This is a genomic window from Caballeronia sp. ATUFL_M2_KS44, assembly GCF_023630965.1.
Lineage (GTDB): Bacteria > Pseudomonadota > Gammaproteobacteria > Burkholderiales > Burkholderiaceae > Caballeronia > Caballeronia concitans.
Genome location: NZ_JALQEA010000057.1, coordinates 382,767 through 401,919 on the forward strand (window position 1 = coordinate 382,767; position 19,153 = coordinate 401,919).

General features: G+C 65.1%; 18 protein-coding genes. 7 read left to right on the plus strand and 11 right to left on the minus strand.

The features are described from left to right. Positions 1-109: 109 nt before the first annotated feature. Both NCR39_RS25425 and NCR39_RS25430 read right to left on the minus strand, forming a co-directional pair. The gene (locus tag NCR39_RS25425; protein ID WP_250455015.1) at positions 110-844 is read right to left on the minus strand and encodes a GlcG/HbpS family heme-binding protein; all 735 of its coding nucleotides are present in this window, start codon (positions 842-844) and stop codon (positions 110-112) included. 225 nt (positions 845-1,069) lie between these two features. Next, the gene (locus NCR39_RS25430; RefSeq protein ID WP_250455017.1) at positions 1,070-1,729 is read right to left on the minus strand and encodes a TetR/AcrR family transcriptional regulator; all 660 of its coding nucleotides are present in this window, start codon (positions 1,727-1,729) and stop codon (positions 1,070-1,072) included. A gap of 176 nt (positions 1,730-1,905) precedes the next feature. On the opposite strand from NCR39_RS25430, the gene NCR39_RS25435 reads away from it, so the two are divergent. The 5 genes from NCR39_RS25435 (at position 1,906) to NCR39_RS25455 (ending at position 8,941) form a co-directional block, all read left to right on the plus strand. Continuing rightward, positions 1,906-3,033, plus strand: coding sequence for an HlyD family secretion protein (locus tag NCR39_RS25435; protein WP_250455019.1), 1,128 nt, complete (start codon positions 1,906-1,908; stop codon positions 3,031-3,033). After that, complete coding sequence (locus NCR39_RS25440; RefSeq protein ID WP_250455021.1) at positions 3,026-4,597, plus strand: MDR family MFS transporter; 1,572 nt, start codon at positions 3,026-3,028, stop codon at positions 4,595-4,597. Before NCR39_RS25435 ends, NCR39_RS25440 begins: the two co-directional genes overlap by 8 nt. Before the next feature lie 4 nt (positions 4,598-4,601). Further along, a complete protein-coding gene (locus NCR39_RS25445) occupies positions 4,602-6,074 on the plus strand; it encodes an efflux transporter outer membrane subunit (RefSeq protein ID WP_250455023.1) in 1,473 nt (490 codons plus the stop codon). 88 nt (positions 6,075-6,162) lie between these two features. Further along, positions 6,163-6,504: a zinc ribbon domain-containing protein YjdM gene (locus NCR39_RS25450; RefSeq protein WP_250455025.1), complete on the plus strand. Its 342-nt coding sequence runs from the start codon at positions 6,163-6,165 to the stop codon at positions 6,502-6,504. Between the two features lie 130 nt (positions 6,505-6,634). Next, a complete protein-coding gene (locus NCR39_RS25455) occupies positions 6,635-8,941 on the plus strand; it encodes a penicillin-binding protein 1A (RefSeq protein WP_250455027.1) in 2,307 nt (768 codons plus the stop codon). A gap of 4 nt (positions 8,942-8,945) precedes the next feature. On the opposite strand, the gene NCR39_RS25460 is transcribed toward NCR39_RS25455, so the two are convergent. Together NCR39_RS25460 and NCR39_RS25465 are read right to left on the minus strand one after the other, a co-directional pair. Further along, positions 8,946-10,037 (minus strand): NAD(P)H-dependent flavin oxidoreductase, encoded by a 1,092-nt coding sequence (locus tag NCR39_RS25460; RefSeq protein WP_250455029.1) that lies wholly within the window; start codon positions 10,035-10,037, stop codon positions 8,946-8,948. An 85-nt stretch (positions 10,038-10,122) separates the two neighbouring features. Continuing rightward, positions 10,123-11,634 carry a CoA-acylating methylmalonate-semialdehyde dehydrogenase gene (locus NCR39_RS25465; RefSeq protein WP_250455184.1) on the minus strand — a complete coding sequence of 504 codons (1,512 nt, stop codon included), beginning with the start codon at positions 11,632-11,634 and terminating at the stop codon, positions 10,123-10,125. 123 nt (positions 11,635-11,757) lie between these two features. On the opposite strand from NCR39_RS25465, the gene NCR39_RS25470 reads away from it, so the two are divergent. After that, positions 11,758-12,699 (plus strand): LysR family transcriptional regulator, encoded by a 942-nt coding sequence (locus NCR39_RS25470; protein ID WP_250455031.1) that lies wholly within the window; start codon positions 11,758-11,760, stop codon positions 12,697-12,699. Between the two features lie 3 nt (positions 12,700-12,702). On the opposite strand, the gene NCR39_RS25475 is transcribed toward NCR39_RS25470, so the two are convergent. From NCR39_RS25475 to NCR39_RS25490, 4 genes are all read right to left on the minus strand, one after another. After that, entirely contained in the window at positions 12,703-12,927 is a 225-nt protein-coding gene (locus NCR39_RS25475; protein WP_250455034.1) for a hypothetical protein, read from the minus strand. Positions 12,928-13,144: 217 nt separating this feature from the next. Next, positions 13,145-14,041, minus strand: a complete 897-nt coding sequence (locus NCR39_RS25480; RefSeq protein WP_250455036.1) for a fructose bisphosphate aldolase — start codon at positions 14,039-14,041, stop codon at positions 13,145-13,147. A 158-nt stretch (positions 14,042-14,199) separates the two neighbouring features. After that, a complete protein-coding gene (locus tag NCR39_RS25485) occupies positions 14,200-14,532 on the minus strand; it encodes a hypothetical protein (protein ID WP_250455038.1) in 333 nt (110 codons plus the stop codon). A gap of 146 nt (positions 14,533-14,678) precedes the next feature. Then, positions 14,679-15,548 (minus strand): alpha/beta fold hydrolase, encoded by an 870-nt coding sequence (locus tag NCR39_RS25490; RefSeq protein ID WP_250455039.1) that lies wholly within the window; start codon positions 15,546-15,548, stop codon positions 14,679-14,681. Positions 15,549-15,651: 103 nt separating this feature from the next. On the opposite strand from NCR39_RS25490, the gene NCR39_RS25495 reads away from it, so the two are divergent. Further along, positions 15,652-16,503: a LysR substrate-binding domain-containing protein gene (locus tag NCR39_RS25495; protein WP_040049075.1), complete on the plus strand. Its 852-nt coding sequence runs from the start codon at positions 15,652-15,654 to the stop codon at positions 16,501-16,503. On the opposite strand, the gene NCR39_RS25500 is transcribed toward NCR39_RS25495, so the two are convergent. From NCR39_RS25500 to NCR39_RS25510, 3 genes are all read right to left on the minus strand, one after another. Beyond that, entirely contained in the window at positions 16,481-17,542 is a 1,062-nt protein-coding gene (locus tag NCR39_RS25500) for a phytoene/squalene synthase family protein (RefSeq protein WP_250455042.1), read from the minus strand. The genes NCR39_RS25495 and NCR39_RS25500 overlap by 23 nt on opposite strands. A gap of 97 nt (positions 17,543-17,639) precedes the next feature. Continuing rightward, a complete protein-coding gene (locus NCR39_RS25505) occupies positions 17,640-18,317 on the minus strand; it encodes a septal ring lytic transglycosylase RlpA family protein (protein WP_250455044.1) in 678 nt (225 codons plus the stop codon). A gap of 121 nt (positions 18,318-18,438) precedes the next feature. Then, on the minus strand, positions 18,439-19,146 hold the full coding sequence (locus NCR39_RS25510; RefSeq protein WP_250455045.1) for a DUF899 family protein: 708 nt from the start codon (positions 19,144-19,146) through the stop codon (positions 18,439-18,441). Positions 19,147-19,153 lie beyond the last annotated feature (7 nt).

A 19,153-nucleotide genomic window follows, 5' to 3' on the forward strand; every position in this document is an offset into this window, starting at 1 on the left:
CGGGTGTCGCGCGGCGCGGCCTGAATGACGGCGGGCGCAGCATTTTACCGGCTGGTGCGCATCGAGGGCTTGGGCGCCCTCGATGGAAGTGACATCGGCGGGGAACGTTTTAGTGCACCGACTCGATCTTGCTCGCGGAGAGATCGGTCGGGAAGCAGTGCGGATGCTCGAATCCCATCGGCGATGCGCCCGTCGAATAGATGATGTTGTCGGTATTGCCCGGACCCTGACCGGCCGGCACGCCGCCGAGTCCCGCGAGCTTGCGCATGCGGTACGCGATCGCGTGATCGGCGCATGCGCTGTCGCCGCTCACGCCAAGGCCGCCGATCACCTTGCCGCCCGCGTAAAGCGCGACGCCGCCGCCGAACGTGATGACGCCGCCGAGCGTGCGCCCGATGCCGGTTCCCTGTTCGAGAAAGCGGGCATCGAAGGGATTCGAATTGTTCAGCCCATACAAGGATCCGCCCGGCTGCGTGGCCGCATAGAGATTCGCCGTGGAAAGCGCGAGCGCGTCGTTGCTGAAGCCGTTCGCGGTGAAGGCCTTCGCGATGGCGATGGCGCGGCTGCCGGGCCATGCATCGCCGGTCTTGATGACGGAGCAGAGATGCCCTTGCCGATCCACGATGGCCGCCCACATGCGATTCGGCTTGAAGATGCCGCCGTTGCCGTCGCCGAGATTGACCACGGTGTAGAGCTGCTTCTCGACGAGCGACACCGTGCCTTGCGGAAGCGTGCATCGGCCGGAGGAATTGTCGTCGTTATCGTAGGAATAGGCGTGAGTCAGCGGCGAAGCAAGCGCGATGCACACTCCGGCAAGGAGCGTGTGACGAGCGATCATACGCATGGCGATTCTCCCGATGTAAATACGATTTGACAACACGAGTGACGCACGAAAATCGATCGCTGCCTAACAAGATAGGATGCCTTAGTTAATAGAACGAGCGTTGTCTGTCTCGTGTAAACCCTCGTATGCCTAATTGATAACTGCGTCGCCCGCAATAGAAAGCATTTTGTATTGATGCTCATGCGATTCTGAAAGGCGACGCACATTTGCCGTGCGCGGACAGCGTCAGCCGAGCACCGACGCCTCCACCGCCGCGAGATACGCGGCCAGCGCGCGTTTGACCTCGCGCAGATAGCGCCTGGCGAGTTGTACGTCGCCCATTGCGGGACGCAGCTTGATGGCGAGCGATCCGCTCGCGAGCGCCCGCAAAATCTCCACGTAGAGCGCGCGCTCGGCGGGCTTCACGTTCGGCATGCGCGCATCCACCACTTTTCGCAGCGTGCCGGGCTCGCGCTTCTTGTTGTCGTCGTGCGGCATCACGGTCATCAGGATCAGGCAGTCGGGGTTCTGCTCCAGATACGTGATGTAGGGCGTCATGAAGCGATCGATCACCGCCTCGGACGACAACGCGCGCCACGTTTCGATATCGATCTGGCCGAGTTCGTCGTCGATCTCGCCGGTCGCCGCCATGTGGCGATCCCACAACGCGGAAAGCAGGCTCTCGCGGTCCGGAAAGAAGTGATACATCGACCCGATGGGTGTTTCGGCGCGCCGCGCGACGCCATGCATCGTCACGCCCGCGAGGCCCTTTTCCACGATCAGTTCGGCCGTGGCGTCGAGCACCGCCTCGATGCGCGCACGGCCGCGCGCCTGCAACGGGGAACGCGCGGCGTTGCTGCGCTCGGAGTCGTGGTGTTCGGTGCCGTCGTCGCGATGCTTCGTCATCTCGTGTCCATTGTCTGATCAAACTAGACGCCCCCGTCTAGATTCGTGCATACTAGACGACATCGTCTAGTTTGGCGAGCGTTGCATCGTGCATGAGAAACATGCGCTTGCACCGCTCGCAACACGCATTCATCGAGCCGCCGAGTATGCGGCTCACCCCATCCCCCGGAGAAAACATGTCCGTTGCAGCGCCCGCAGAAGGCGGCACTTCCACTGTCACCACCCAACGCAAACCGTCGCGGCGGCGCTTGCTGATTATCGTGGGCCTCGTCGCGGCCGTCGTCGCGGTGGCGTGGGGCGTTCGGTGGTGGACCGTCGGACGATTCATCGAAAGCACGGACGACGCCTATCTCAAGGCCGACAGCGTGACCATCGCGCCGAAGGTGAGCGGCTACGTGACCGAAGTGCTCGTCGAGGACAATCAGGCCGTCGCCGCCGGCGCCCCGCTCGCGCGGCTCGACACGCGGCAGTATCAGGCATCGCTCGATCAGGCCAAGGCCACGCTCGACGCCCGCGCCGCCGACATTCAGCGCGCCGAAGCCGAAGTCAGGCAGCAGCAGGCCAACGCGGATCAGGCGAAGGCGCAAGCGGAAGTCTCGCGCGTGAGCCTGCAGCACGCGGAAGACGACGTGACCCGCTATCGCCCGCTCGTCGCGACCGGCGCGGAAAGCGCCGAGCGTCTCGCCAGCCTCGTGAGCACGCGCGATCAGGCGCGCGCCACGCTCGCCGCGAATCAGGCCGCGGCCCGCTCCGCCGCCACGCAGATCGGCGCGACCGAAGCGCAGATCGCGCAGGCGCGCGCGCAACTGGAAGCGGCGCAGGCGCAGTTGAACCAGTCGAAACTCGATTTCAGCGACACCACGCTCTACAGCCCGCTCGCGGGGCGCGTGGGCGACCGCTCGGTGCGCGTCGGCCAGTTCGTGCAGCCGGGCACGCGGCTGATGACGGTCGTGCCCGTGCAGACCGTGTATCTCGAAGCGAACTTCAAGGAAACGCAGGTGGGCCGCATGCGTGTCGGCCAGCCGGCGACGCTGCATGTGGATGCGCTCAAGGGCACGGACCTGCATGGCGTCGTCGAGAGCTTTTCGCCGGGCACGGGCGCGGAGTTCGCGCTTCTGCCGCCCGAGAACGCCACGGGCAACTTCACGAAGATCGTGCAGCGCGTGCCGGTGCGCATTCGCGTCGACACGGGGCCGGAAACGCGCAAGGTGTTGTTGCCGGGACTGTCCGTGACCGTCGATGTCGATACGAAATCCGCCACCGATCAAAGCAAGCGCATCGCCGCTGAAAACCGCCATGACTGACACCGACGCGCAAGCCCGAGCGAGCGCCACCGACTGGATCGCCGTCACGGCGGGCGCGCTCGGCGCGCTGATGGCCACGCTCGACATCTCCATCACCAACTCGGCGCTGCCGCAGATTCAGGGCGAAATCGGCGCGACCGGCACCGAAGGCACGTGGATTTCGACCGGCTATCTGATGTCGGAAATCGTGATGATCCCGCTCGCCGCGTGGCTCACGCGCGTGTTCGGGCTGCGCAATTTCCTGCTCGGCAACGCGGTGCTGTTCACGCTCTTCTCGGTGATGTGCGGCCTCTCCCATTCGCTGCCGATGATGGTCGCGGGCCGCATCGGCCAGGGCTTCACCGGCGGCGCGATGATCCCGACCGCGCAGACCATCATCCGCACGCGGCTGCCGCGCCAGCAGATGCCCGTCGGCATGACCATCTTCGGGCTGATCGTGCTGCTCGGGCCGCTGCTCGGTCCCGTGCTCGGCGGCTGGCTCGCGGAGAACATCTCGTGGTCGTGGTGCTTCTTCATCAACCTGCCCGTGGGCGTCGCGCTCGCCGCGCTGCTCTTGAGCGGCCTGCCCGCCGACAAGCCGCATTGGGAAGCGTTCTTCAAGGCCGACTGGATCGGCATCGCGGGACTGGCGATCGGCCTCAGTTCGCTCACGGTCGTGCTCGAGGAAGGCCAGCGCAATCAATGGTTCGAATCGAATGAAATCGTGACGCTCACGTGCGTGACCGTGTTCGGCTTCATCCTGATCGCGGTGTCGCAGTTCGTCGCGAAGCAGCCTATCGTGCGGCTTTCGCTGTTGCGCAACCTGCGTTACGCGAGCGTCATTCTCATCGTGTTCGCGGTCGGCGCGGGGCTTTATTGCGTGTCGTTCCTGCTGCCGCAGTTTCTTTCCATCGTCGCGGGCTATAACGCGTTCCAGTCCGGCTCGATCATGCTGATTTCCGGCGTGCCCGCGTTTCTCATCATGCCGGTGCTGCCGCGTCTGCTCGGCAAGGTCGATTCGCGCTTCCTCGTCATCTCCGGCCTGCTCTGCTTCGCGGCGAGTTGTCTGCTCGACATCTCGCTGACCGCCCAAAGCGTCGGACACGACTTCTTCTGGTCGCAAATCCTGCGCGGCTTCGGCCAGATGCTCGCGATGATGCCGCTCAATCAGGCGTCGATGGCCGCGGTTTCGCGCGAAGAATCGGGCGATGCCGCCGGTCTCTACAACATGGCGCGCAATCTCGGCGGCTCCGTGGGCCTCGCGATTCTCGGTACGGTCATCGACCGGCGCAACGACTTTCACGCGGCGGCCATCCGTGAATCGGTGACGGCGAATTCGGTCATCGGTCAGGAACGCATTGCCGGCAGCGCCGCCAGCTTCTTCGCGCAGACCGGCGACATGGCGCACGCGAAGCTCCAGGCGCTCGGCCAGTTGTCGATGCAGATCGGCCAGCAAGCCATCGTCATGACTTACTCCGAGACGTTTTATGTACTCGCTATCGCGCTTCTCGCGTGCCTGCCGCTCGCGCTGCTTCTGAAGACGCCCGCGCCCCAGCCCGGCGAAATGCCGTCCGCCGGACACTGACGCCATGAATCATTCGAAGATGTCATCACGCTACTTTCGCTTCACTCGCCTGTTGCCGCTCGCGGCATTGGCGCTCGCTGCATGCACCGTCGGCCCCGACTATCGCGGCGCGCCGGATGTCGCCGCCGACTCCGTGAAAAGCGGCGCGTTCGTGCGCGCGCCGATTCAGGGTGTCGTGGCCACGCACGCGCCCGCTGCATGGTGGACCGCGCTCGGCGATCCGCAACTGAACGCGCTGATCGAAGCGGCCCTGGCGCACAATCCCGACCTCAAGATGGCGCAGGCGCGCTTGCGTCAGGCGCGTTCGCAATTGCGCGGCGAGCGGGCCAATGCGTTGCCGAAGGTGTCGGCGTCCGCGGCCGCGTTGCGCATGCGCTCGCCCGATACGGCGATCTTCGGGCAATCGGATGGTTCCGGCGGTCGCGGCCCCGTCGATTTCTACACTGTGGGCTTCGATGCATCGTGGGAAATCGATCTCTTCGGCGGCACGCGGCGCGCAATCGAAGCGGCATCGGGCGAAGCGGATGCCGTGCAAGCCGATCTTTCGGACACGCAAGTGTCGCTCGCGGCGGAAGTGGCGTCGGCGTATATCGATCTGCGCGATCAGCAGGCGCGTCTCGCGCTCGCGCAACGCACCGCCGATTATCAGCAGCAGATGCTCACGCTCACCGAGCAGCGCCGCGCGCGCGGGACGGCGGCGGAAGTCGATGTCGAACGTCTCAGCACGCAGGTCAACAGCACGCGCGCGACGCTCGTGCCGTTGCAGGTGCAGATCACCGATTCGCTCGATCAGCTCGCCGTGCTCACGGGCCGCGCGCCCGGCGCGCTCGATGCCGAACTCGCGCAGCCCGCGCCGCTGCCGGCGCTGCCCGCGTCGGTATCCATCAGCGATCCCGCGACGATGCTCCAGCAACGCCCCGACATTCGCGCGGCTGAACGCAGGCTCGCATCGAGCAATGCGCAGATCGGCGAGCACATCGCGGATTATTTCCCGAAGGTGTCGCTGCTCGGCGATATCGGTTTCTCCGCATCGGACCCCGGCCACCTTCTGCGCAAGCAGAACTTCTCGTGGGTGGGCGTGCCGTATCTTCAATGGAACGTGTTCGATTTCGGGCGCACGACGGCCAGTGTCGATGCCGCGAAGGCATCGCGCGACGAAGCCGAAGCGCGCTATGAAAAGACCGTGCTCGCCGCGCTGAAGGACGCGAATTCGTCGCTCTCGCGCTATGGCAACCAGCGCGAGCATGTCGTGCGGCTGCAGTTGGTGCAGGCGTCGTCGGAGCGCTCGGCGACGCTCGTGCGTCAGCGCTACACGGCGGGGGTATCGACCTTGATCGACCTGCTCGATGCGCAGCGCACGCAGTTCGCCGCGCAAGAGGACGTGGTCGCGGCGCAGGCGGAATTGCTGAAGGACTTCGTCTCGTTGCAAAAGAGCCTCGGTCTCGGATGGCAACCAGGCGATAGCGCCGGCACGTAAAGTACAAATATGCGCAAATAAGCGCAATAAGGGCGAAGGCGCGCGGCGCTATACTCTCGCGCTTTCACCCAGCAACACAGGATTACCGATGAGCGCCCTGCCTCCCTGCCCGCAATGCCATTCCGAATTCACCTACGAGGACGGCGGCGCGTACGTCTGCCCCGAATGCGCACACGAATGGACCGCGCAAGCGGACGCCGCCGCCGACACCGCCGCGAAGGTGTATCGCGATTCGGCCGGCAACATTCTTCAGGACGGCGATACGGTCACCGTCATCAAGGACCTGAAGCTGAAAGGCTCGGGCGGCGTCGTGAAGATGGGCACGAAAGTGAAGAACATCCGGCTCGTCGATAGCGATCACGACATCGACTGCAAAATCGACGGTTTCGGCGCGATGAGCCTGAAATCCGAGTTCGTCCGCAAGGCATGACGTCGCGGTAAAACGCGCGCGGCGGTATCGGCAGGGAATTCGTAAAGATGCGTTACGATGCAGTCTTTTCCCTGCCCGGCCCCGCCGTTTCGTTTTGACCGCGTCCGAATTCAAAGCCATCGCGCGAGCGATGCTGACCCGCCTGGCGGTCCGGCTGCGCCCGCATGTGCGGCCCCGCACGCTTCTCCTGCTGCCCGCGTTGTGCCTGCTTTACGTGCTCGTGCTGATTCCGTTCACGCCGGGCATCCGCGATATCCGCAAAGCCAAGGTCGATCAACCCGCGCAGATTTATTCCGCCGATGGCAAGCTGCTCGCCGAGTTCAAGCCGACGCATCGCGAATGGGTGAGCCTGAAGCAGATCTCGCCGAACGTGATCGATGCGCTCATCGCCACCGAAGACCGGCGTTTCCACGAACATCACGGCATCGACTGGCGGCGCACGGCGTCGGCGGCGCTGCATACGTTCTCGGGCAATCGTCAGGGCGGCTCGACGCTCACGCAGCAGCTCGCACGCAATCTTTATCCCGATGAAGTCGGCCGCTCGCAGACGCTCACGCGCAAGCTGAAGGAAGCGATCACCGCGTTCAAGATCGAAGCCGTCTATTCGAAGGACGAGATTCTCGAGACGTATCTGAACACGGTGCCGTTTCTCTACAACGCGTACGGCATCGAAATGGCCGCGCGCACGTACTTCGGCAAATCCGCCGGCCAGCTCGACGTGCTCGAAAGCGCGACGCTCATCGGCATGTTGAAGGGCAACAGCTATTACAACCCGGTCATCAATCCCGAGCGCGCGCTGGACAGGCGCAATATCGTGCTCGGGCAGATGGTGCGCTTCGGTCACCTCGCGCCCGCGAAGCTCGACGCGCTGAAGAAGCGACCGCTGCGCATCGACTTCGAGCGGCAGACGGAAGAGCCGGGACGCGCGCCGCATTTCGCGCAGCAGTTGCGCAAATGGCTGATCGCATGGGCCGACGACCACGACTTCAATATCTATTCCGATGGCCTCGTCGTGCGCACGACGATCGATTCGCGCCTTCAGTCGATGGCGATGCAATCGCTGATGTGGCAGGGCAATCAGTTGCAGTCGATCGCGAATGCCGCGTGGGGCGGGCGCGGCGGCTGCGCGAATGCGAACGGGGATCTCGCGCGTGCGTTCGTCCGCGAGACGGGCGAGTATCGCGCGGCCCGCGATGCCGGTGCGAACGACGCGGATGCGTTGAAGCATCTCCTCGCGGATCGCAATTTCATGCGGACCGTGTGCGAGAACAAGACGCGCGTGCAGGCCGCGTTTCTCGCGCTCGATCCGCGCAACGGTCAGATCAAGGCGTGGGTCGGTAGCCGCGACTTCACGCAGGATCCGTTCGATCACGTTCAGCAGGCGCGCCGTCAGCCCGGCTCGACGTTCAAGCCCTTCGTCTATGGCGCGGCCTTCGAGCGCGGCGCGATGCCGACCGACACGTTCGTCGATCAGGACGTCACCATTCCCGTGGCCGGCAACGAGACCTGGCATCCGACCGACGAAGCGCCGCCGAGCGGCCGTCCGGTCAGCTTGCGCGACGGCATCGCGTATTCGAAGAACCGCATCACCGCGCAATTGATGCAGACCGTCGGCCCGGCGCGCGTCGCCCGGCTCGCACGCAACATGGGCGTGCGCGAGAGTCCGCTCGACGAAGTGCCGTCGCTCGCGCTCGGCACGAGTCCGGTCACGCTGAAGGAGATGGTGTCGGCTTACGGGACCATCGCGAACGACGGCAATTACATGGAGCCGCTGCTCGTCACGCGCATCGAGAACCGGCAGGGCGACGTGCTCGCGCAGTTCGACAGCACGCCGGAACGCGCGTTATCCGTCGATGGGGCGCACAAGCTCATCGACGTGATGCGCGACGTGGTGAATCGCGGCACCGGCTCGACCATTCGCACGCGCTTCGGCATTCGCGCCGATGTCGCGGGCAAGACCGGCACGACGCAGGACAACGCGGACGGCTGGTTCATCCTGATGCATCCGCAACTGGTGGCGGGCGCGTGGGTCGGTTTCAACGATAGCCGCGTCACCTTGCGCAGCGACTACTGGGGACAAGGCGCGCATAGCGCGTTGCCGATGGTCGGCGACTTCACGCAACGCGCGTTGCGTTCGCATCTGATCGATTCACGCGCGCGCTTCGACCTGCAAGCGCCGCCGGGCGCATGGCAAACAATGGTGACGCGCTTGCGCGACTGGATCGATAAGACGTTCGGCAAGGCGTCGAAGCCGGTTGCGCCGAAGCCGGGGCAGACGGCCACCCAAAAGCCGGTGCGCGTGAAGCGTGCGCCCGCCGAGCCGGAAGCGCAGGTGACGGAAGAGGCGCCGCAGCCGCCGCCGGTGTTCCAGACGATGCCGCCGCTCTTGCCAACGACATCCGATGCGGCGAGCGGAGCGCCTGCATCGGCGCCATGATTCGCTAGTCCGCGCTCGAATAGCGCGCGAGCGCCGCGATGCTTTCGTCCAGTTCCGCGACGAGCCGCGCCACCAGATCGGCTGCGGGCATCTCGCGGGCGAGCGCCGCCGCTTGCCCCGCCCATTGCGCGCCGTAGCCGAAGTCGCCCTTCGCCTTGGCCGCCGCGTGCAGCGCCTTGCCCGCGTCGTAGGTGATGGGATAGTCGGGATTCTGCGGCGCATCGGCGCGGCGGCCGAGATCCGTGAACTTGTTGACGAGACCGCGCGCCATGCGCCCCGAGATCGCCGATGTGAACGTCGTGTGGTTCGCGGCATCGCTCAGAATGGCGCGGCGATAGCCCGCATCGATCGATGTCTCGACGCACGGCACGAACGCCGTGCCGAGTTGCGCCGCCTGCGCGCCCAACGCGAGCGCCGCCGCGATGCCCGCGCCGTCCATGATGCCGCCCGCCGCGATCACCGGAATGTCGAACTTGCGCGCGAAGAGGCGCGTGAGCGCGAACACGCCGAGTTGATCGTCGCCGGCATCGGGATCGAAGACGCCGCGATGACCGCCCGCCTCGATGCCCTGCGCGACGATCGCATCCATCCCCGCCGACGCGAGCGTTTCCGCTTCGCGCACGTTCGTCGCCGATGCGATCAGCGTGATGCCCGCGCGCCGCAACGCGTCGATCGTCTCGCTCGACGGCAAGCCGAAGTGAAAGCTCACGACCGCCGGCTTCTCTTCGAGAAAGACGTCGAGCATGTCCTTGTCCACGACGAAGCTCGTATAGATTTCGCCGAGCGTTTGCGGCGGCTTCGCGTCGTATTGCGCGAAGAGCGGCGCGAGCCAGTCCGTCCACGCCTTTTCGATCGCCGCGTTCGCCCGCGCCGGCCGATGACAGAACACGTTGATGTTGAACGGCTTGTCGGTGAGCGCGCGCGTCTCGCGAATCGTCTTGCGCGCGGCTTCGGCGTTCATCGCGCCGACGCCGAGCGAGCCGAGGCCGCCCGCGTTCGATACCGCCGCCGCGAGCGCGGGCGTGCTGACGCCGGCCATCGGCGCCTGAATGATCGGCTTCGCGATGCCGAGCAATTTCATCAAGCTGTTCGTCATGAAAGTGTCCTGTTTCAAGGGCTCAACGCACGACGCCCGCTTCTCCATCACGGAGAAGCGGGCGTTATGTTCCTGCGCGGCGCGCTTACTTCGATGTCGGCATCACGAATTCCGCGCCCTTCTCCGTGCTCTCGGGCCAGCGCTGCATGATGGACTTCTGCTTCGTATAGAAGCGCACGCCTTCTTCGCCGTACGCGTGCATGTCGCCGAAGAGCGAACGCTTCCAGCCGCCGAAGCCGTGCCATGCCATCGGCACCGGAATCGGCACGTTGATGCCGACCATGCCCACTTCGATGCGTCGGCCGAATTCACGCGCGACGTGACCATCGCGCGTATAGCATGCCACGCCGTTGCCGAACTCGTGCGCGTTGACGAGATCGACGGCTTCCGCGAAGTCCTTCACGCGCACGCACGCGAGCACCGGTCCGAAAATCTCTTCCTTGTAGATGCGCATGTTCGGCGTCACGTGATCGAACAGCGTGCCGCCCGTGAAGAAGCCGTCTTCGTGTCCCGCGACCTTCAGGCCGCGTCCATCGACGACGAGTTGCGCGCCTTCGTCGACGCCCATCGCGATATAGCCTTCGATGCGCTCCAGCGCGGCGCGCGTGACGATCGGGCCCATTTCCGCGTCCGCTTCCATGCCGTTCTTCACGACGAGCTGACGCGCGCGTTCCGCGAGACGCGGCACGATCTTGTCGGCGACATCGCCCACGAGCACCGCGACCGAGATCGCCATGCAGCGCTCGCCGGCCGAACCGTAGCCCGCGCCGATCAGCGCGTCGATGGTTTGATCGATATCGGCGTCCGGCATCACGACCATATGGTTCTTCGCGCCGCCGAGCGCCTGCACGCGCTTGCCGTGCTTCGCGCCGGTTTCGTAGATGTAGTTGGCGATCGGCGTCGAGCCGACGAAGCTGATCGCGCGCACGTCCGGATGTTCGAGCAGCGCATCGACGACGACCTTGTCGCCCTGCACGACGTTGAAGATGCCGTCGGGCAGGCCCGCTTTCTTCAGCAGATCGGCCATGAAGAGCGACGCCGACGGATCGCGCTCGCTCGGCTTCAGGATGAACGCGTTGCCCGCTGCAATCGCGACGGGGAACATCCAGCACGGCACCATGCACGGGAAGTTGAACGGCGTGATGCCCGCGACGACGCCGAGCGGCTGGCGCATCGTCCAGTTGTCGATGCCGGTCGAAACCTGTTCGGTGTAATCGCCCTTGAGCAGTTGCGGAATGCCGCATGCGAATTCGATCACGTCGATGCCGCGCGTCACTTCGCCTTGCGCATCCGTGAACACCTTGCCGTGCTCGGCGGTGATGATCGCGGCGAGTTCGTCGCGATGCTTGTTGACCAGTTCGAGGAAGCGCTGCATGACGCGCGCGCGGCGCAGCGGCGGCATGTCGCGCCAGGCGGGAAACGCGGCCTTCGCGCTCGCGACGGCGGCTTCGACATCGGCGGCTTCGCCGAGCACGAGCTTGCGCGGACGCTCGCCCGTCGCGGGGTTGAAGATCGGCTGCGAGCGCGTGCCCGAGCCGTTCACGCGCTCGCCGTGGATGTAGTGGACGACGTCGGCCGTATCGTTGAATGCTTGCATCATGTCTCCCGTCTGCGGAATGTTGGGCTATCGAACTGGTATGCCGTCAGTTTAGGAAGCGTTTCGGGCGCCGCAAAGACGCTATGATTGAACTCATTGTTCATACCGGCAAACAATCTGTACATGGACGAGCAAAAGATCGAAGCGCTCTGGACGCATCTGCACTGGCTCACCGTGCTCGCCGAGCAGGGCACTTACACGGGCGCGGCGGCGCGGCTGGGCGTCAGCAAGGCGGCGATGAGCCAGCGCATCGCCGAACTGGAGCGCGCGGCGGGCGTTCCGCTCGTCACGCGCACGACGCGCAGCGTGCGCTTCACGGAGGCGGGCCGGCGTCTCGTCGATGAAACGCGCGAGCAGTACGAGCATATCGCCGCGAGCTTTTCGAGCGTGCGGGAGATGGCGGGCGTCGCGCGCGGGATGATCCGCGTGACCGCGCCGGTGGCGTTCGCGCGCCAGCAATTGACGCCGAAGCTCGCGGGTTTTCTGCATGCGCATCCGGAAGTGCGGGTGCAACTGGAGGCATCGGACCGGCTGACGTCCATTGCGACCGAAGGCTTCGATCTCGCGATCCGCCACAGCGCGCAAGCGCCGGAGACGCACGTCGCATGGAAGCTGTGCGATACGTACTCGGTCATCGTCGCGACGCGCGCGTATCTGAAGCGGCGCGGCACGCCCATGACGCCCGCGGACCTCGCCGTCCACGATTGCCTGTTCTATCCGCGCACGCAGGCGGCGAGCATCTGGTCGTTCGTGCGCAAGGGCGCGCGCAAGACGGCGTCGGGGCCGTACACGCTCGCGGTCAACGGCGCGTTTTCCGCGAACAATAGCGAGTTGCTGCGCGATGCGGCGCTCGACGATCTCGGCATCGCGCTCCTGCCCGACTTCACCGCGCAAGCAGCCGTGCAGGCGGGCAAGCTCGTGGTGTTGCTGCCGGACTGGCGTCCGGTGGGCGCGTTCGCGGACCAGCTCTATGTCGTGCGGCCGTATGCGCCGCATGTGCCGCGCGCGGTCGCGCTCTTCATCGGATATTTGCGCGAGGCCTTCGCGGGCGGCTTTCCGTTGTAGCTTTCAGGTGACGTAGAGCAAGCCCAGCACGGATGTCAGGCAAATGCCGGCGCTGAAATAAAAGAACCAGGTGGAGCGCAAAATGCGAAAGCGCATCGGTTCGTCATGGCGCGGGGCGTCGCCGTGAAATTGCCAGAGATCGAGGTAAGTGGTGATCGTGCATGCGAGCATGACTATCGCAGACATGAAGGATACCGAAATGAATATCTGCCAGGCCAGTTCGTGCATGATGGGTGCCGCTGAGGGTTACGGCGTGCTCGCCGTTCGGATGTCAGTGGCATCAGTATAGAAGCGGACAGCGGGCGATTGAAGCTGACAAACCCCAATCAATAATCCGATGGATTGACGACGTGAATAAGCAGTTGAATCTCTGAAATGCCGTTTTAAGCGCTTTACACGCCGATCCGCGTGCGCCCGGAATAATCCCGGCGCACGCGATCCGCATTTAAACCTTTTCGACCGATGCCTCGTAAATCTCGTCGATCGATTCCGCGAGCGTCGAATTGAATTCGCTGTCGCTCATCGACTTTTTCAGCTCGTTGATGAGCGCACGCGAAAAGCTCGCGATCATGCCGTGGTTTTCGGCAAGGCGCTTGCACGCGTCGGTGCGCGTGTAGCCGCCCGACAGCGCCACCACGCGCACGACACGCGGATGCTCGATCAGCGGGCGATAGAAATCGGCTTCGTCAGGAATGGTCAGCTTGATCATCACGCGGCTCGATTCGGGCAGCGCGTCGAGGCCCTTCAGCAGTTCGTCGCGCAGAATCTTTTCCGCGCCCTTCTTGTCCGGGCTCTTGATCGAAACTTCCGGTTCGAGAATCGGCACGAGGCCTTGCGCGATGATCTGCTCGCCCACTTCGATCTGCTGCTTCACCACCGCCGCGATGCCCTTCTCCGATGCCTGATGAATCACCGAGCGCATCTTCGTGCCGAACACGCCGAGCTTCGCCGCGCGTTGCAGGAGCGCGTCGAGGCCAGGAATCGGCTTCATGATCTGCACGCCGTCCGCTTCGGCTTCGAGACCTTTATCGACCTTCAGGAACGGCACGACGCCGCGGTCTTCCCACAGGAACGCCGGCACCGGCTTGCCTTCGGCTTCGCCGTCCATCGTGCGTTCGAACAAAATCGCGCCGATGACCTTTTCGCCCGTGAAGGCCGGCGCGGTCATGATGCGAACGCGCATGTCGTGCATCAACGCGAACATTTCGGCTTCGCCGTTATAGGCGTCGTCGGCAATGCCATATTGGCGCAGCGCGCCGGGTGTCGAACCGCCGCTTTGATCCAGAGCGGCGATGAAACCCTGCTTCTCCGCCATCTGCGCCAGCATTTTTTCGTTAGCCACGAGCAATTCCTCCTCAAAGTTCAAACGCCGGAACGCGCGCGCGGCACGATCCGGGCTTCTGGTTCAACTTTCTCAAGTTTAATGGTTTTGACGCGCGCGATTCTCGTGCAAATCCGCCATTTACCCGGCGATTTGTCTTTAACCGACGTAAATGGCGATCAGGACGTGGCGGAATTGAGTGCGGCGACGGGCGCGCCGGATCGCGACAGCGCGGATGCGGCGCGGCGAAAGAGCGAAGGCGCGGCATTCGCAATGACGGCGGCGGGCGGCGGTTCGGCGGACGCCCGTTCGCGCGCGTTGGCGCATCGCACGTTGAGCTGGCGGCGCATGTCGGGATCGTCGATCAGCGTGGTCGCCAGGCCGCGCTCGAATTGCAGCGCGTAGGCGATGTCGCCGAAATTTTCGTGGCGGCCGCTATCGGCCAGTTCGAACGCCAGCGTGACGGTGCGCTGGCGCTTCCATGCGTCGAGATCGTCGTGGCCGGTGCTCACAAGTGCCTCTCGCGGGCAATGAGGTGGCAACGATGTTAGCCCGCGCACCGCATGCTTTCGGTTGTGCGGTCACAACACGTCTCGAAAAAGTCGGACGAAAAGCCGCGCAAGACGCGCCTAAAGCATGATCGTTCGTCATGCGCCGCTCACCACGCGCCCGCGAAGCCCAGCACCGCGCGATTGAACGCGCCGGGGCTCGCGGCATTCGTTCCGTGCGATGCCCCCGCGATGGTCTGCCGCTCCGCGAATTCGATCCACTCCACGAGCTTCTCGACGTTGTTGCGGAACATGCGCGGGCTTTTCTGCCCGTCGATGAGCAGCGTGCGGCACTTGATGTCGCGCGCGGCCTCGCGGGTGTACGCGGGCAGCGGATCGCGGAATTGCTTCGGCAGTGTGAGCGCGTTGTCGAGCGCCATCCGGCGAAAGCGCTCGGTGCTCTTGCGCCAGAACCCCGGCATGCTGACCGAATCGACGAACATTTCGAGGCCCGCGTCCAGATCGCCCTGTTCGATGAGTTCCGCGACGCGCGCACGCAGCGCGTTCGTCGCGGGCGGCAGCGTGGCGGGCGTTGCCTGTGGCGACGTTTGCAGCGGACCGCCGGGGTCCGCGAGCGTCAGCGTCTTGACGAGGCGCGGATACTCGCGCGCCAGATGAAACGCGATGCAGCCGCCGCGCGAATGCCCGACGAGATGCACCGGCGCGAGGTCCATCGCGACGATGAACTCGGCCATCTCGGCGACGTGCGCGTGCACGCTGAATTCGCCCTGCACGAAGGCATCGACGGCGGGCCAGTAATGGCTCAGGCTCGGCGCGATCGCGCGGAAATGCTTGCCGAGCGGCGCGAGTTGCGCATCCCAGTAACGGTAATCGCACAGCGACCCGTGCACGAACACGAGCGGCTCGCCTTCGCCGCATTCGACGTAAGGCACGGAAATGCCCGATGCGGTCGTCGCAAACGACGGCTCAGGCATGGCTTGCACGGCGGCGAGGACAGCGGGATCGGTACGCGCGTTCATCGATAACTCCTTTTCCGGCACTATGCCGCGCGCGAATCTAAAAGAAAATCGCATAATATTGATAGGATCGTTCAGATTTTCTGATAGCAGCATTCCCCGAACCATGAAAGCCCTCGACCTCGACGTTCTCTCGATGATCATCGCCGTCGCCGATACCGGCAGCATCAGCCGCGCGGCGGGGCTGGTGCATCGCTCGCAATCGGCGGTGAGCATGCAGATCAAGACGCTGGAAACCGCGCTCGGCAAGGCGCTGTTCGTGCGCAAGCCGCGCAGCGTGGTCCCGACGCAGGACGGCGAAGTGCTGCTCGCGTACGCGCGCCGCATGATCGCGCTGCGCGACGAAGCGTGGGCCGCCGTCGTGCGGCCGGACGTGACCGGGCGCGTGGTGATCGGCGTGCCGGACGACTACGCGTCGTCGCTCTTTCCGCCCATTCTCAAGAAATTCTCGGCAACGTATCCGAAGGTCGAGATTCAGGTGGTCGGATTGCCGAGCGCCGCGCTCGCGCCGATGCTGAAAGACGGCGACGTCGATCTCGTCTGCGCGACGCGCGTCAAAGGCATTTCCGGCGAATTCCTGCGTCACGAGCCGATGGTCTGGGCCGCCGCGCCCGGCGCCACCGACATCTGGCGCGAACGGCCGCTGCCGATCGCGGTGTTCCTGCCGGGCAGCGTCGCGCGCGAAAACGCCATTCGGAGCCTGGAGCGGGCGCGCATCGGCTATCGCACGTCGTACGAGAGTCCGAGCCTGCTCGGTCTCCTGACGATGGCCGAAGCCGGGCTCGCCGTCACGCCGCTCGCGAAATGCGCGGTGCCTTCGCACTTCACGCTGCTCGGGCAGGCGCAAGGGCTGCCGGAAATCGCCGCGCTCGAAGTCGTGCTCGCGCGCAGCGCGGCGTCGCAACGGCCGCCGTGCGATTTTCTGGCCGAGCGGATTATCGCGGAGTTGCGTCGCTGAACGCGGATTCGATCGCCTTCATCCGGCGCGACGCCCACGCGCGCACCATGCCGTTCGACGCGACGAGCGGCATCGACACGGCCATGATGCGGTACACGTCGTTGCGACGGATCTTGGAGATGCGCGCCGGGTCGAGCCACGCGTCGTTGCGCGCGAGCAGCACGAGCGTGTCGAGTCCGATCATGATCGGCCACAGGCACGCAAGCCGCAGACGCACCGCGCCCGACGGAATCGCGAGCGTGTAATCGAGCGCGTCCTGAAAAAGCGGGAGCGTCGCGCGCAGCAATTCGGCCAGCACGGGCCGCGCACGCGACGACGCGTCCGCCGCGAGCAGATCGCGCGGCGCGAGACCATGACGCGCGAGCATGTCGGCGGGCAGATAGCATCGGCCGATGCGCAGATCGCGCGCGCAATCGCGCAGCACGTTGGTCATCTGCAGCGCCTGGCCGAAGCGCACGCCGCGCGCGAGCATCGCGTCGGGCGCGGCCGCGAGCGTGCCGGGCATGTGCGCGTAGGTCATCTTCGTCCAGAACTCGCCGACGCATCCCGCGACGAGATACGTGTAGCGGTCGAGTTCGTCGAATCTGGCGAGCGCGGCGATGTCGCCCGAGGTTTCGTCGGGGAACGTGCGGAGATCGAACTCCATGCCGGTGCTGAGCGTGGTCACGATCTCGCGCACGGCGGCGCGGTCGGCGGCGGAAAGCTCGGAGAGGGTGGAAAGCGCCGGACCGAGCGATTCGAGCAGCACGCGTTCGTCCGGCTGCGCCTGCTGCCCGGCCACTTCGCCCGCGATACGCCCGAGCGCGCCATCGTCCGGCTCGCCGTTCACTTGCGCGCGCAGCGAAAGCAGCAGGTCCAGACGGCGTCCGGGCGGAATGAGCGATGTATCGGCGATGGTGTCCGCCGCGCGCGCGAGCAGATAGGCGAGGCCGATGGGATCGCGCATCGCGGGCGGCAGGATGCGCAGCGTCAGATAGAAAGACCGCGAAACGCTTTTCAGGAGCGGGCCGAGAAGAAAGGCCCGGGGCGATGAATTCATGTGTCGGATCGGATGACTCGGCGAAGGCGCGCGGTCATGCGCGCCGCCGCATTGTATCCGTCCGGTGAAATTGCTTCGCTTTGCTATGGCGCGGCGCTTACGCGTGCAGCCGCGCCGCGTGATGCCGGGAATGCGCGAGATGCAGCTTCATCGGCTTCGCTTTCGTTTTCACGCGATGAACGTGCGGCCGGGCGGGCGCGGCGGCCGGCTTCGCGAGCGTCAGCGATACGGGCTCGACCGGTTCGAGCATCACGCGTGCGCGCCCCGCATGCTGCAGGCCGAGCACGCTCGCAGCGGCAAACGACAGATCGATCATGCGCCCTTTCACGAACGGCCCGCGATCGTTGATGCGCACGACCACCGAGCGCGTCTTCGAAAGATTGCTCACGCGCACATACGTTCCGAGCGGCAGCGTGCGATGCGCCGCGGTCAGCGCGTGCATGTCGTATCGCTCGCCGCTCGCGGTGCGGTGTCCCTGAAACTTGCTGCTGTAGAACGACGCCTCGCCGACCTGCGACGGCTTCGACGCCGCTTCGGGTTCCGCCGGCGTCGCGGCGCTTTCCGATTCCACCGATTCCACCGGAGCCGGAGCATCGACGGAAGAAGCCGTTGCCGCCTCCACTTGCGGCGGCTCTTCGCGAGGCGCTTCCTGCGGCTTAATGGGCTCGACCGGCGTCACGGGCTGCTGCGCCGCGCATCCATTGAGCACGACCACCGCGCCGACGGATGCGAGTCCCGCGACCCGCGCGCGTCGGATGAATGCGTTTGCGACCATGAGCGAACTTCTCCACGTAATACCGATTCACCGCGAAACGGCTCGCCCATAACGCTGCTCGCGGGCAGAAGTTGACCACCCGCGCGGAGATATGACTGAAGTTGACAGAAGTAACGCGCTTTTAGGAGTAATCCAGCTTCGGATACCAGTTCGAGCCGCGACCTTCCGGCGTCATGTCGAGCACGGTCCAGAGCGGCATCGGGTCGGGCGCGCCGCGCGGATCTTCGCCCGGATCGGCCGTCGCGAAATCCATCTCGCCGCTCCAGAAATGCCGGATCACGCCGTCGCGCCGCGTGAACACGTTGAGCGCGGGTTCGTCGCCGCCTTCCTTCGAGATCGCGTGATAGTCGCGGCTGAAATTGCCGTTCGTGTCGCTATACAGCTTGAGATCGCGCCAGCCGCGCTCCTTCTTGAACGCGACGAGTTTTCCGATCGGCGAGCGCGCGATCACCGCGAGCGCCACGCGCTGTTCGATGTCGCGCGCCTCGCCTTCCCATGCCGACAAAAGCGACGTGCACATCGGACACGGCCGCTCGCGTTGCGGCCCGAACATGTAGCTGTACGTGACGAGCGTTTGCCGGTCGCCGAAGAGACCGGCGAAATCGACGGGACCGCTCTCGCCTTCGAACAGATAATCGCCCGTGACTTCGCCGCCGGGCGGCAAGGCGCGCCGCATGCGCGCGACGCGCTCTATATGCCGCCGCAACTCGATTTCCTCGGCCAGCAACGCGATGCGCGCGCGCCGATACTCCGCGCTTTCGTTGGGAAAGGTCATCGTGGACCGCGTCGCGAGTTGGGCGGCGGGAATCAGTGAAGGTGTCGATGCCATGCGTGTT

Bases quoted from the DNA above. Each gene is read 5' to 3' on its own strand.
- NCR39_RS25465 (WP_250455184.1), bottom strand. From the start codon at position 11,634: ATGCAAGCATTCAACGATACGGCCGACGTCGTCCACTACATCCACGGC.
- NCR39_RS25455 (WP_250455027.1), top strand. From the start codon at position 6,635: ATGCTGACCCGCCTGGCGGTCCGGCTGCGCCCGCATGTGCGGCCCCGC.
- NCR39_RS25470 (WP_250455031.1), top strand. From the start codon at position 11,758: ATGGACGAGCAAAAGATCGAAGCGCTCTGGACGCATCTGCACTGGCTC.
- NCR39_RS25500 (WP_250455042.1), bottom strand. From the start codon at position 17,542: ATGAATTCATCGCCCCGGGCCTTTCTTCTCGGCCCGCTCCTGAAAAGC.
- NCR39_RS25475 (WP_250455034.1), bottom strand. From the start codon at position 12,927: ATGCACGAACTGGCCTGGCAGATATTCATTTCGGTATCCTTCATGTCT.
- NCR39_RS25510 (WP_250455045.1), bottom strand. From the start codon at position 19,146: ATGGCATCGACACCTTCACTGATTCCCGCCGCCCAACTCGCGACGCGG.
- NCR39_RS25460 (WP_250455029.1), bottom strand. From the start codon at position 10,037: ATGACGAACAGCTTGATGAAATTGCTCGGCATCGCGAAGCCGATCATT.
- NCR39_RS25490 (WP_250455039.1), bottom strand. From the start codon at position 15,548: ATGAACGCGCGTACCGATCCCGCTGTCCTCGCCGCCGTGCAAGCCATG.
- NCR39_RS25450 (WP_250455025.1), top strand. From the start codon at position 6,163: ATGAGCGCCCTGCCTCCCTGCCCGCAATGCCATTCCGAATTCACCTAC.
- NCR39_RS25495 (WP_040049075.1), top strand. From the start codon at position 15,652: ATGAAAGCCCTCGACCTCGACGTTCTCTCGATGATCATCGCCGTCGCC.
- NCR39_RS25425 (WP_250455015.1), bottom strand. From the start codon at position 844: ATGCGTATGATCGCTCGTCACACGCTCCTTGCCGGAGTGTGCATCGCG.
- NCR39_RS25445 (WP_250455023.1), top strand. From the start codon at position 4,602: ATGAATCATTCGAAGATGTCATCACGCTACTTTCGCTTCACTCGCCTG.
- NCR39_RS25430 (WP_250455017.1), bottom strand. From the start codon at position 1,729: ATGACGAAGCATCGCGACGACGGCACCGAACACCACGACTCCGAGCGC.
- NCR39_RS25440 (WP_250455021.1), top strand. From the start codon at position 3,026: ATGACTGACACCGACGCGCAAGCCCGAGCGAGCGCCACCGACTGGATC.
- NCR39_RS25435 (WP_250455019.1), top strand. From the start codon at position 1,906: ATGTCCGTTGCAGCGCCCGCAGAAGGCGGCACTTCCACTGTCACCACC.
- NCR39_RS25505 (WP_250455044.1), bottom strand. From the start codon at position 18,317: ATGGTCGCAAACGCATTCATCCGACGCGCGCGGGTCGCGGGACTCGCA.